Origin of the sequence: Novosphingobium sp. 9, from assembly GCF_025340265.1 — a bacterium.
In the GTDB taxonomy this organism is placed as follows: Bacteria; Pseudomonadota; Alphaproteobacteria; order Sphingomonadales; family Sphingomonadaceae; genus Novosphingobium.
On record NZ_CP022707.1, the window covers coordinates 2,958,745 to 2,971,555 of the forward strand.

The 12,811-nt window shown below is 65.6% G+C and carries 9 protein-coding genes; 4 read left to right on the top strand and 5 right to left on the bottom strand.

Annotated elements, in window-relative coordinates; genetic code table 11:
• Nucleotides 1-74 precede the first annotated feature (74 nt).
• Both hflC and CI805_RS14440 read left to right on the top strand, forming a co-directional pair.
• Nucleotides 75-848, top strand: a complete 774-nt coding sequence (gene hflC / locus CI805_RS14435; RefSeq protein WP_260927995.1) for a protease modulator HflC — start codon at nt 75-77, stop codon at nt 846-848.
• Between the two features lie 167 nt (nt 849-1,015).
• Nucleotides 1,016-2,587, top strand: coding sequence for a Do family serine endopeptidase (locus tag CI805_RS14440; protein WP_260927996.1), 1,572 nt, complete (start codon nt 1,016-1,018; stop codon nt 2,585-2,587).
• Between the two features lie 141 nt (nt 2,588-2,728).
• On the opposite strand, the gene CI805_RS14445 is transcribed toward CI805_RS14440, so the two are convergent.
• The 3 genes from CI805_RS14445 to CI805_RS14455 form a co-directional block, all read right to left on the bottom strand.
• The gene (locus CI805_RS14445) at nt 2,729-5,041 is read right to left on the bottom strand and encodes a transglycosylase domain-containing protein (RefSeq protein ID WP_260924725.1); all 2,313 of its coding nucleotides are present in this window, start codon (nt 5,039-5,041) and stop codon (nt 2,729-2,731) included.
• A gap of 160 nt (nt 5,042-5,201) precedes the next feature.
• Nucleotides 5,202-5,600 (bottom strand): peptide-methionine (R)-S-oxide reductase MsrB, encoded by a 399-nt coding sequence (gene msrB / locus CI805_RS14450; RefSeq protein WP_260924727.1) that lies wholly within the window; start codon nt 5,598-5,600, stop codon nt 5,202-5,204.
• Between the two features lie 230 nt (nt 5,601-5,830).
• Nucleotides 5,831-6,712: a dienelactone hydrolase family protein gene (locus CI805_RS14455; protein WP_260924729.1), complete on the bottom strand. Its 882-nt coding sequence runs from the start codon at nt 6,710-6,712 to the stop codon at nt 5,831-5,833.
• A 188-nt stretch (nt 6,713-6,900) separates the two neighbouring features.
• On the opposite strand from CI805_RS14455, the gene CI805_RS14460 reads away from it, so the two are divergent.
• Nucleotides 6,901-9,030 carry a DUF3857 and transglutaminase domain-containing protein gene (locus CI805_RS14460; RefSeq protein WP_260924731.1) on the top strand — a complete coding sequence of 710 codons (2,130 nt, stop codon included), beginning with the start codon at nt 6,901-6,903 and terminating at the stop codon, nt 9,028-9,030.
• Here the strand turns inward: CI805_RS14460 and purU are convergent.
• Both purU and CI805_RS14470 read right to left on the bottom strand, forming a co-directional pair.
• Nucleotides 9,027-9,881: a formyltetrahydrofolate deformylase gene (gene purU, locus CI805_RS14465; protein ID WP_260924733.1), complete on the bottom strand. Its 855-nt coding sequence runs from the start codon at nt 9,879-9,881 to the stop codon at nt 9,027-9,029. The two genes, CI805_RS14460 and purU, sit on opposite strands and share 4 nt — an antisense overlap.
• A gap of 36 nt (nt 9,882-9,917) precedes the next feature.
• On the bottom strand, nt 9,918-10,937 hold the full coding sequence (locus tag CI805_RS14470; RefSeq protein ID WP_260924735.1) for an NAD(P)H-dependent flavin oxidoreductase: 1,020 nt from the start codon (nt 10,935-10,937) through the stop codon (nt 9,918-9,920).
• Nucleotides 10,938-11,253: 316 nt separating this feature from the next.
• On the opposite strand from CI805_RS14470, the gene CI805_RS14475 reads away from it, so the two are divergent.
• On the top strand, nt 11,254-12,783 hold the full coding sequence (locus tag CI805_RS14475; protein ID WP_260924737.1) for a catalase: 1,530 nt from the start codon (nt 11,254-11,256) through the stop codon (nt 12,781-12,783).
• Nucleotides 12,784-12,811 lie beyond the last annotated feature (28 nt).

Below are 12,811 nucleotides of genomic sequence, written 5' to 3' on the forward strand. Positions count from 1 at the left end.
CCGCTTCCTTCCCCACCGGACTCTCGCGACACTGGGGCTGGCTGCTCGGCGGCGCCATCGTGGTCATCGCCGCGATGTCCAGCGTGATCGAGGTGCCCGAAAACCAGCAGGCGGTCATCGTGCGCAATGGCCACGCCGTTGCCGTGATCAACCCCTACCGGCCCGGAGAAGCGCTGGGCCAGAGCAGTTTCGGCCTCGCCCTGCGCATCCCGCTGGTCGACCACGTAGAGCGGATCGACAAGCGGCTGCTCTCGGTCGACATGGAGCAGCAGCAGGTGCTTTCGACCGATCAGCAGCGGCTGAACGTCGATGCCTATGCGCGGTTTCGCGTGGTCGATCCGGTCAAGATGGTGCTGACCGCAGGCACCACCGAGCGGGTGGCGGACCAGCTTGAACCGATCCTCACCTCGGTGCTGCGCCAGGAACTGGGCAACCGCACGTTCCAGTCGCTGCTCACGGCAGAGCGCGGGCAGGCGATGGAAAACATCCGCGCCGGGCTCGACCGCGAGGCACGCCAGTACGGCGCGCAAGTGGTGGACGTGCGCATCAAGCGCGCCGATCTTCCCGACGGTGCGCTCCAGAGTGCGTTCGACCGCATGAGCGCAGCACGGCAGGAAGAGGCCAAGACGATCACCGCCGAGGGCCAGAAGGACGCGCAGATCATCCGCGCCGATGCCGAGGCGCAGGCCAGCGCCATCTACGCCAAGGCCTTCGGTCAGGACCCGCAGTTCTATGATTTCTATCGTGCGATGCAGAGCTACGACTATGCCTTCGCGCAGGATGACAGTTCTGCCACCATCCTGCTTTCGCCCGACAGCGCCTATCTGAAGCACTTTCAGCAGCCCTGACCCTTCATCCGGGTTGCCATGCCCGGATGAAAATGGTCCCTTGCCACGAAATTTCAGCGGAACCGCGCCATTCAATACCGGTTAAGCCGATACCGTCACAACCGTTGTCCAACGGAACACGGTGCGCGGTTGCCGCCGCTACGGAGGAATCAAAGGACGTGAAGCCAGTGCGATACGCTTACGGATTGACCACCGCTCTCCTGCTGGGAGGCGCCACCGCCACGCTCGTGACCGGCTACCCAGCCGGTGCGCAAGTCGCCCAGAACGAGCAGAGCCAGATGGCCCACGTGGTCCCGCGTGCCGGTGCGCCTGCCAGCTTCGCCGACCTCACCGCGCAGCTTGCGCCGGCCGTGGTCAACATCTCCACCCGCCAGAAGATCCAGGTCTCCAGCGGCGGGGGCGACGGCTCCAACCCGTTCGCGGGCACCCCGTTCGAGGGGCTGTTCGGTGGCGGCAACGGCGGTGGCAACAGCGCCCCGCAGACGCGTGAGGCGCAGTCGCTCGGCTCGGGCTTCATCATCTCATCCGATGGCTACATCGTGACGAACAACCACGTCATCACCGCCGACGGCAAGGGACAGGTCGAATCGATCACCGTCACCATGCCCGACGGCACCGAGTACCCGGCCAAGCTGATCGGCAAGGACGCCGCATCGGACCTTGCCGTGCTCAAGATCACCGGCACCAAGCCCTTCCCGTTCGTCAAGTTCGGCGACAGTTCGAAGGCGCGCGTGGGTGACTGGATCATCGCCATCGGCAACCCCTTCGGGCTGGGCGGCACGGTAACGGCGGGGATCGTCTCGGCGGTCTATCGCAATACCGGCCAGAACACCGCCTACGACCGCTATCTGCAGACCGACGCGGCGATCAACCGGGGCAACTCGGGCGGCCCGATGTTCGACATGCAGGGCAATGTCATCGGCATCAACAACGCGATCTTCTCGCCCACCGGCGGCAGCGTCGGCATCGGCTTTGCCATCCCGGCGGAAACCGCAGCCCCGATCGTCCAGAAGCTCATCAAGGGCGAGGCGATCGAGCGCGGCTATCTGGGCGTGCGCATCCAGCCGATCAGCGAGGACATGGCCGATTCGCTGGGCCTGCCCCACAACAAGGGCGAATTCATCCAGAGCGTCGAGCCCGATGGCCCGGCAGCGAAGGGCGGCATGCAGGCAGGCGACGTCGTCACCGCCGTCAACGGCAAGGACGTCACCCCCGACCAGTCGCTGTCGTTCCTCGTCGCCAACACGGCGCCGGGCAGCCGCATCCCGGTCGACGTTATCCGCAACGGCCGCAAGCAGACGCTCAACCTCACGGTCGCCAAGCGCCCGAGCGAGGAAGACCTGCAGCAGCAGACCTTCGGCGACGACGACAGCGCCGACAACAGCGACGATGCTTACAACAACCCGCCGCAGCAGATGGCCAAGGGCGTCATCGAGAATGCCCTCGGCTTCTCGGTAACCCCGCTAACCGCCAACATTGCGCGTCAGCTGGGCGTTTCGGAAACCGCCAAGGGCCTCGTCGTGGTCGCTGTCGATCCCAACTCGGATGCCGGTCAGAAGGGCCTCTCGCGCGGGTTCATCGTGCAGAGCGCCAACGGGCAGGACGTCGCGACCAAGGTCGATCTCGAAAACGCGATCAAGGCCGTGAAGGCCGATGGCCGCTCGGCCATCCTGCTGCGCGTCAAGCCGCGCGGCCAGCAGCCGATCTTCGTGCCGTTCCGCCTGAGCGACGGCAAGTAATCCGCGACAGGAGCGGGAAGGCAACCTCCCCGCTCCTGCCCTTCGCATGAAAAAAGGCCCCGCCGGATATCTCCGGCGGGGCCTTTTTTCGTCTCTCATTCTCAAGCTGCCCCCGGTTTCACCCGAAGGGCAGCGAGAGCGTCAGTAGCCGTCGTTGTAGCCGCTGTTGCCACTGCCGTTCCGCACGGCGCCCGTGGGCCGCGCGGTGGGCGTGGCGGCAGGCGATGCCGGGCGTCCGCCGACCGGGCGCGGCGCGACCATCGTCTGGCTGCCGCCGCCACCGTGCGACGGGGCCGAACGACCGGTCGCACGGTCGAGGAAGTCTTCACCCACCGCTGAGGTCGGCGGCGCGGAAGGGCCTTGTCCCGAGCCGTTCGGGCCGTAACCGGGTGCCGAAGCCCCCGTACCGTCCTCGTACTGCATCTGCTGGCCCTGTCCGCCCTGGCCTTGCCCACCCTGCCCCTGCGAACCATCGCCCGGCTGGCCGTCCTGCCCGTTACCCGGACCGCGCACGAGATTGCCGTTCTCGTCGGTGTAGTAATAGTCGTTGGGATCGCCCTGCAGGTTCTGCTCGTCCGGTTCGAGCTGCCATTCGGGCAGCTGGAGCTGCGTCTGGAACTGCTGGACCGGTCGATTGGCGACCGCCACCTTCATGTAATCGGAGAATGCGCGGGCCGGCGCCGTACCGCCCCACAGGCCGCGCACCGGCTTGGCATCGTCGCGCCCCATCCACACACCGGTGGTGACGCCGCTGGAGAAGCCCAGGAACCAGCCGTCCTTGTTCGAGGTGGTAGTGCCGGTCTTGCCCGCGACCGGGCGACCGATGTTGGCCGCACGCCCCGTGCCGGTGGCGACGGCGGATTGCAGCAGGTCGGTGATGCCCGCCGCGACATAGGGCGGCACCAGCACCTGACCACGGGTGGACTGGTGCTGATACAGCACCTTGCCGCTCGTCGTCGTCACCTTGGTGATGCCATAGGGCTCGACCGAAGTGCCCCCGGCGGAGACTTCGGCGAAGGCGCGGGTCATGTCGATCACGCGCACTTCGGAGGTGCCCAGCACCATCGCGGGCTGCGTGTTGATCTGGGTGGTGATGCCGAAGCGACGCGCCATCGCCGCCACCGTGCCGAAGCCCACCTCGTTGCCCAGCTTGGCCGCGATGGTGTTCTTCGAATAGGCGAAGGCGCTGCGGATATCGATCTTGCCCGCAAAGCGGCCATCGTCGTTATGCGGGCTCCAGCCGTCGATGGTGATCGGCGCATCGTCCACCGCGTCGCTCGGCGTGTATCCCGCTTCAAGCGCGGCCATGTAGACGAACAGCTTCCATGACGAACCGGGCTGACGCACGGCGCTGGTCGCGCGGTTGTAGTTCGAGGTCACGTAATCGGTGCCGCCGACCATCGCCAGCACGGCGCCGTCGTTGTCGAGACTGACGAGAGCGCCCTGCGCGCCTGCGGGCACGCGGGCCTCCACCGCCTTGGCGCCTGCCTGCTGGAGCTTGGGATCGAGCGTGGTCCACACCTCGATAGGCTCGTCGTTGTCGGGCAGCAGCGTGTCGAGTTGCGGCAGCGCCCAGTCGGTGAAGTAGCGCACCGAGTTCTGGTTGCGGTCCTTCACGACCTTGACCTGCGAGAGGTCGATATCCTGCGCCTGCTCGGGCGTGATCACGCCGTTATCGGCCATCGTGCCCAGCACGACCTTGCCGCGCCGAATCGAGGCATCGACATCGGCGGTCGGCGAATAGTTGGACGGCGCCTTCACGAGCCCTGCGATGATCGCCGCCTCGCCCACCGACAGGCTGGTGCCGGGATGGCCGAAGAACTTGCGGCTGGCCGCGTCGATACCGTAGGCGCCGCCACCGAAGTAGACCTTGTTGAGGTACAACTCGAGAATCTGATCCTTGCTGAACTTGCGCTCCAGCGCCAGCGCCAGCACCATTTCGCGTGCCTTGCGGGCATAGTTGCGGTTGTTGTTCAGGAAGATGTTGCGCGCGAGCTGCTGCGTGATCGTCGAGGTCGCGGCGAAGCGGCGATCCTCGGCCACGCCCACGAACACCGCACGCGCCAGGCCGTAAGGGTCCACGCCGGGGTGCGAGAAGAAGCGGCGATCCTCGACCGAGACCATCGCCTCGCGCATGATCGGCGGGATATCGTCGAACGACAGCCACTTGCCATAGCTCGGCCCGAGCGAGACGAGTTCGGTGCCGTCGCGCGCGCGCACGACGATCATCTGGCCGTTCTGGCTGCTCTTGAGCGCGTCGAAATCGGGAAGCTGACGCTCGGTGATGAAGACCGCCGTGCCCAGGAAGATCGCGGCGAGCAGGCACAGCGCCACGCCCCACATCACGACACCGCGCACGATGCGCAGCCAGAGCGGGCGACGACCTTTCTTCGAGGAAGCATTCTTGGGGGACGGGCTCTCCGAAGAGCCGCGTCGGCCGGAATTGTTGGCCATAGACTAGAAGCAAATCCCAATGGCGGACCGATGCGTCCGCAGGCTCCCTACACCGTGGCGCAGCGATTTGTAACCCGCGCTTAACACGAGAGCGGTGCGGACTGCCCTCTAAGGCTGATTGATCCGCACCGAACCGAAGCCCGGCCCCGGAGTCAGTTCCTCAGTCTTCCGGCTCGAAATCGAGCGAAGCGCTGTTGATGCAATAGCGCAGGCCCTCAGGCCCCGGACCATCGGGGAAGACATGCCCCAGGTGCCCTTCGCAGGTTGCGCAGCGCACTTCGGTGCGGATCATGCCGTGCGAGGTATCGCGCAGTTCCTCTACCGCGACGCCGTCGACCGGCGCGGTATAGCTCGGCCAGCCGCAGCCCGAATGGTACTTTGTGCCCGACGAGAACAGCGGCGTTCCGCAACCGGCGCAAAGGTAGACGCCCTGCTGATCGTTGTTCTCGTACTTGCCGGTGAAAGCACGCTCGGTCCCCTGCTGGCGCAGCACGCGGTACTGCTCGGGCGTCAGCCGCTCGCGCCATTCCTCGTCGGTGAGGGTAAACTTGTCGGTCATCTGGCTCGTTCTCCTACCTCGCCAGATATGGGAAGCGGGGCAGCGGCGTTCCAGTACCCCTCGCGTCAGAACGCTCAGAGCCTGTTTGAAAAATGCCCCGCGAGGCATTTTTGAGGCGGCACCGGCCCTCTCCCCCACCCTGCCACCCAACGGTCTATCCTGCGGGTGGCAGGGTGGGGGAGAGGGCCGGTGCCGCAAAATTCGCATTTCGCGAATTTTCAAACAACCTCTTAAAGCTTTGAGAACAACGCGACCATCTGCTTCCACGCCTTGTCCGCCGCATCCGGGTCCCAGGCGGGACTGTCGGGCACGGTCCAGCCGTGGTCCGCGGGATAGACCTCGATCTCGGCCGGGCGCCCGGCAGCATCGGCGGCGGCGCGCAGTTGCGTCTTCTGGTCGGGCTGCTTGGCATCGTCGTTGCGGGCGATGGCGAAGAGGTAGGACGCCTTGGTCTGCGTCAGCAGCCGGTGCGGACTGTCGGGCGCGGGCGTCACCAGCCCGGCGCCGTGGAGCGAGACTGCGCCGCCAACGCGTGCCGGGACGGCCGCTGCGGTGCGCACAGTGAACGGCCCGCCCATGCAATAGCCGCTGGTGCCGATCTTGCGGTCCTTCGCCACCACGCCCTGCGCATCAAGGAAGGCGACATAGCGCTTCGCATCCGCCGTGATCGCTGCCGGGGTCAGCAGTTCGCGCATCGGCGCGATCTTCGCCTGCCCCTCGGGCGTGCGATAGTCCGAAAAGCTCTCCATCACCGGCGAGGGGCCGGAACGGTAATAGTGGTTCACCGCCAGCACCGCGAAGCCCTGCGAGGCGAGCGAGCGGGCCATGACCTTGAAGGCATCGCGAAGCCCCGCGATGTCGGGCCACAGCACGATACCGGGATGCGTACCCTTGGCGGGATGGACGAAGAAGGCATCGCACACGCCCGTGTCCATGGCGATCGAGACCATGCCCTCGGTCACGGCATCGCCGGTCTGCGCGAAGCTGCTGGAGCAGCCCGCCAGCGCTACGCCCATGGCGCCTGCCGCGCTCAAGGCCGCGAATGCGCGACGGTCAAGCCCGCGCCGGGCGAGATTGGCCTCTTCCGATTCCAGCGTGAATTCGTCGCACATCACGAGTCTCCTCCAGTTTCCTCGATACAAGGCTAGCCGAGGCGCGGGTAAGAGGCGAGAGGAAGAGGGGAAGTCCTCTGATCGCGCAATGAATTTCCTGAAACCGCTTGGAAAATTCACCGGGACGGAACAAGAATACGATCGCATCACCGGTCGGTCGTTCCCGCCCGGTCGATGGGGGGCAAGCGATGATGAAAAGTGCATATGCTGGCGTTGCATCGTGTCTGGCGCTGGCCATGATGCTTGCGCCGACGGGGGCCGCGGCCAAGGCGAAACCGTCCGACAAGACAGCGACAGCCACGATGGCCAATCGCGAAGTCCATTACGGCAATGCGCCGGACTGGGTGTCCCCGCCTCCCGCCGGCACCGGAACTACCTCCGGCGGCGAAAACGCTGGCGAGAGTGACAGCCCTGTCCACGTTGTGTGGAGCGATAGCGAGCAGCGCGTCACCCCCACCTCCGTCACCACATATACCGCCTCGCGGATCAGGTTGCTGCGCCCCGAGGCGCTGCAGATCGGCAATCTCTCGCTGGTGTGGAATCCCGATACCACGCAAGTCACCGTCAACCGGCTCGTAGTCTATCGCGACGGACAGGTGATCCCGGTGCTCGACACCGCGCGCTTCCAGATCTTCCAGCGCGAGGGCGGGCTGGAACAGGCCATGCTGAACGGCGAGCTGACCGCGAACCTCCAGATCCCCGGCCTGCGTGTGGGCGACGAAATCGAGTTCGTGCAGACGCAGGTGCGTCGCAACTCGGTGTTCGGCGATCGGCAGTTCGATGTCGTCATGCTCAATTCGGCACTGGCGCCGGGGCGTTATCGCATGGGCGTCTCGTGGGCGGGAGGCGAAAAGCCCGTCCTGCGACCGAGCGCCGATCTCGCTCCGGCACTGACGAAAACGGACGGCTCCATCATCGCCACGCTTACCGATCCGGGCAAATTCGTAGCCCCGGACGGCGCGCCTGCGCGCTATGCGGCGGGACGCTATATCGAATATTCGGACTTCTCGCGCTGGCAGGATGTCTCCGCCGCTTGGTATCCGCTGTTCGAGCGCAGCGCCACCATCGCCGCCACCTCGCCGCTCCATGCCGAAATCGATCGCATCCGCGCCGCCTCTTCGGATCCGCGCGCGCAGGCGCTTGCCGCGCTGGCGCTGGTGCAGGACAAGGTGCGCTACGTTTATACCGGCATGGACGACGGCAACTATACGCCCGCCCCCGCCGACCAGACCTGGGAGCGTCGCTTCGGAGACTGCAAGGGCAAGACCGCGCTGCTGATGGCATTGCTGCACGGCCTCGGCATTGAGGCGCAGGCCGTCATCGTCAACAGCGGCGGGGGCGATGGGATCGACGAGCACCTGCCCAGCCCCGCGATGTTCGACCATGTCGTCGTCACCCTGACGATGAACGGCCAGCGCCTGTGGCTCGACGGTACGCGCCAGAGCGAGCACCGCCTGCTCACCGATGCCGAAGTGCCTTATCGCCAGTTCCTGCCGGTCAGCGCGCAGGGCACGGACCTGACGCACCTGCCCTACCACATCCCCCGCTTCCCGATGGACCTGACGTTCACGGACATCGATGACAGCGCCGGGGTGGACAAGCCCGCAAAGATCAGGATCGTCTCGATCACGCGTGGCGATACTGCACTGGGCATCAGCCTGGGCCTATCCTCGATGCCGCACGATGCCGCCGTCGAGGCGATGCGTCGCGGTATGAGCGGCGGATGGATCACGCCCGATACCATCGACTGGTCGTATGACACCGCCAACGGCACCCTCACCATGACCACGGTAGGCACCGCCAAACTGGACTGGGAGGATGACGATCACACGTTCTACCTGCCCGGCGGCGGATTCTACGCGCCTGCCGAACTCAAACGCCCCAAGGAACAGGACCAGAGCGCCCCTTACGCCAACAAGCCGGGCGAGTTTTCGTGCTCGGTCACGCGCATGCGCATGCCGAGCATCCCCAACATGCACTGGGGCGTGACAGCCAAATCGATCGACCGCAGCGTGGGCGGCATCGCCTATTACCGCCGCGCGCAGATCGAGGACGGTGTGGTCAGCCAGATCCGCTCATCGCGCACGATGCAGGATGAAATCACGCCGGACGAAGCCAAAGTGGCCAACGGGCAGATCACGGCCTTCGACAACAACAAGACCTATGTCTCGCAGATCACCGGCAAGGGGCCCTCGACCGAGCTGGACGGCAAACCGATGGTCTCATTCGATGCGGTCGACTGGGCCAATGCCCCTGACCCCTGCCTACCCGCACGCTTGCGCGAGGCTTTGCCCGACAAGAGCCCAGCGAAGAGTTAGCCGCGAAACACCACGGTGCGCGCGCCGTTGAGCAATACGCGGTCTTCCAGATGCAGGCGCACCGCTTCGGCCAGCACCCGGCGTTCGATATCGCGGCCCTTGCGCACCAGATCGTTGGGCGTGTCGGCATGGCTGATCCGCTCGACGTCCTGATGGATGATCGGGCCTTCGTCCAGATCGCCGGTCACGTAGTGCGCGGTCGCGCCGATCATCTTCACGCCGCGCGCGTGGGCCTGGTGATAGGGCTTGGCGCCCTTGAAGCCGGGCAGGAACGAGTGGTGGATATTGATGCAGCGGCCCGACAGAAACGCCGCCATCTCGTCCGAGAGAATCTGCATGTAACGCGCCAGCACCACCAGTTCGGCGCCGGTCTCGTCCACCAGTGCCCGGACCTGCGCTTCCTGCGCGGCCTTGGTATCCTTCGTCACCGGCAGGTGATGGAAGGGAATATTGCCCAACGAAAGATCGCCCAGCGCCTCGCGCGGGTGGTTGGAGACGACGCCAACCACGTCCATCGCAAATTCGCCGATTCGGCGGCGATAGAGCAGATCGACAAGGCAGTGGTCGAACTTGCTGACCATCAGCAGGACGCGGCGCGGACGGTCGCGCCCGAGCATCGACCAGTCCATGCCGTAGGCGTCCGCCACGGCCGTGAAGCCGCTGCGGATCGCCTCGCGTTCGGCACTGCCCGTGGCAAAGGCGACGCGCATGAAGAAGCGCCCGCCCGCCAGATCGTCGTACTGCTGCGCCTCGACGATATTGCAGCCTTGCTGCGCGAGGTAGCCGGTGACGGCGGCGACGATGCCCGGACGATCCGCACAGGACAGCGCCAAAACCATCGTCTCGTTCATCACCGTCTCCCCCTGTCGTCCGGCCTCGATATCGTGTCAGGCGACCAAGCGTGCGGTCAGCGCCGCTTCGCTTTCGGCCATCAGCGCGGCCATGATCTCGGCGACCGGCTCTTCCTTCGTCACCATGCCGACCGACTGGCCCGCCATGATCGAGCCGCCTTCGACGTCACCGTCGATCACCGCGCGGCGCAGCGCGCCTGCCCAGAAGCGCTCGATCTGGAGCTGGGCCTCGCCCATGTCCACATCGCCCGCATCGAGCAGCTTGGCCACTTCGAACTGCTTGGCGGTGAATTCCTCGGTGCCCTTGTTCTTGAGCGCGCGCACCGGGATCACCGGCAGGCGCGGATCGACCTGCACCGAAGCGATCGCATCGCGGGCCGAGGCGCGGAAGAACGCCTTCTTGAACGCTTCATGCGCGATCGATTCGCTGGCGCAGGCAAAGCGCGTGCCCAGCTGCACACCGGCAGCGCCCATTTCGAGGTAGCCCGCCATCGCCTCACCACGGCCGATGCCACCTGCCACGAACACGAGGTTGTCGGCGGCCAGCGTCGGCAGGATTTCCTGCGCCAGCACCGAGGTCGAGACCGGGCCGATGTGGCCGCCTGCTTCTGAACCCTCGATCACCAGCGCGTCCGCGCCCGAGCGCAGCAGCTTCTTGCCGAGCGCCAGCGTGGGCGCGAAGCAGATCACCTTGGCGCCCGATTCCTTGATCGCCTCGACGCTGCCCTTGGGCGGAATGCCGCCCGCCAGCACCACATGTGTCACGCCATGCCGGGCGCAGACCGCGATCAGGTCGAACAGCTGCGGGTGCATGGTGATGAGGTTGACGCCGAAGGGCTTGGCGGTCAGCGCCTTGGTCGCGGCGATCTCGGTATCGAGCAGTTCGGGCGTCATCGCCCCGCAGGCGATCACGCCGAAGCCGCCCGCGTTGCTGATCGCCGAGACGAGGTTGCGCTCCGACACCCACGACATCGCGCCGCACAGGATGGCAGTCTCGCTGCCGAGGAATTCACGTCCACGCGCCATCAGCGCGGCAGTCTTGCTGTAGGCGGTCATCGAAACTCCAGAATTACCCGCAAAAATATCAAGCGAGGCCCCATAGATTGCCGGATCGCCGCGCACAAGCCGCGAAAGCGCCGAAACCTGCGACCTCCACCTGCGACATCTATCGAATGACGGCCCTCGCCCCGGCACTACATCCGCCTCCGTGCGTTTGATCGGCAGAAGGAGGCCTCATGGCAATACTGATCGCCTGTGCCGATTACAGTAAGCCATTTGTATAGCTTCTCCGATAATGCCCTGCCCAGTAGACTGGGGCACACAGAGACAATCGCGGCGCACGAAAGCGGCCGCAGGACAAAGGAGCCCAGCCATGACCGGATCGAACTCCAGCGGCGGTAAGTGCCCGTACGCGCATCCCGCTGTTGACGGAGCCACCCCGCTGACCACCCAGTTCGGCGCGCCCGTCGTCGACAACTCCAACTCCTACACCGCCGGGCCGCGCGGCCCCCTGCTGATGCAGGACGTGTGGCTGCTGGAGAAGCTGGCCAACCTCAACCGCGAAGTGATCCCTGAGCGGCGCATGCACGCCAAGGGCTCGGGCGCGTTCGGCACCTTCACCGTGACCGGCAACGTTGCGAAGTACACCCGCGCGAAGTTCCTCGAACCCGGCAAGCAGACCGAGCTTTTCGCCCGCTTCACCACCGTAGCCGGTGAGCGCGGCGCCGCCGATGCCGAGCGCGACATTCGCGGCTTCGCGGTGAAGTTCTACACCGAGGAAGGCAACTGGGACATGGTCGGCAACAATACGCCGGTGTTCTTCGTGCGCGATCCGCGCCACTTTGCCGATCTGAACAAGGCGGTGAAGCGCGATCCGCGCACCAACATGCGCAGCGCGCAGAACAACTGGGACTTCTGGACCCTGCTGCCCGAAGCCTTCCACCAGGTGACGTACGTGATGGGCGATCGCGGCATTCCCAAGTCGTACCGCCACATGGACGGCTTCTCCAGCCACACCTACTCGTTCTACAACGAGGCGGGCGAGCGGTTCTGGGTGAAGTGGCACTTCAAGACCCAGCAGGGCCACGCGCACCTGACCGACGCCGAAGCCGCCGAAGTCGTTGCCGCCGATCGCGAGAGCAACCAGCGCGACCTCTACGAGGCGATCGAGCGCGGCGAATTCCCGAAGTGGAAGGTCATGGTCCAGATCATGGACGAGGCCGAGGCCGAGACCTGCGGCTTCCATCCCTTCGACCTGACCAAGGTGTGGTCGCAGAAGACCTATCCGCTGATCGAGGTTGGCATGATGGAGCTGAACCGCAATTCGGACAACTTCTTCGCCGATGTGGAGCAGAGCGCGTTTTCGCCGTCCAACCTCGTCCCCGGTATCGGCGTCTCGCCCGACAAGATGCTGCAGGCGCGCCTGTTCGCCTATTCGGACGCGCAGCGTTACCGCCTTGGCGTCAACCATCACCAGATCCCGGTGAACGCCGCGCGCTGCCCGGTGTTCAACAACCACCGCGATGGGCAGGGCCGGGTCGATGGCAACTATGGTTCGCTGCCGCACTACCACCCGAACTCGTTCAGCCAGTGGCAGGGCCAGCCCGAATTCCGCGAGCCGCCCTTGCGCCTTTCGGGCGATGCCGACTTCTGGAATTTCCGCGAGGATGACGACGACTACTACAGCCAGCCGCGCGCGCTGTTCCAGCTGATGGATGCCGCCCAGCAGGAACGCCTGTTCGGCAACACCGCCCGCGCGATGGGCGATGCGCCGGACTTCATCAAGCAGCGCCACATCGACAACTGCACGCGCTGCGACCCGGCCTATGGCGCGGGCGTTGCCGCTGCCCTTGGCATGAGCGTGAACCCGGATCTCTCGCCCGAGCCCGAGATCGCCGACTGATCGAGGCGGGTCCCCGCCGCACAACGAA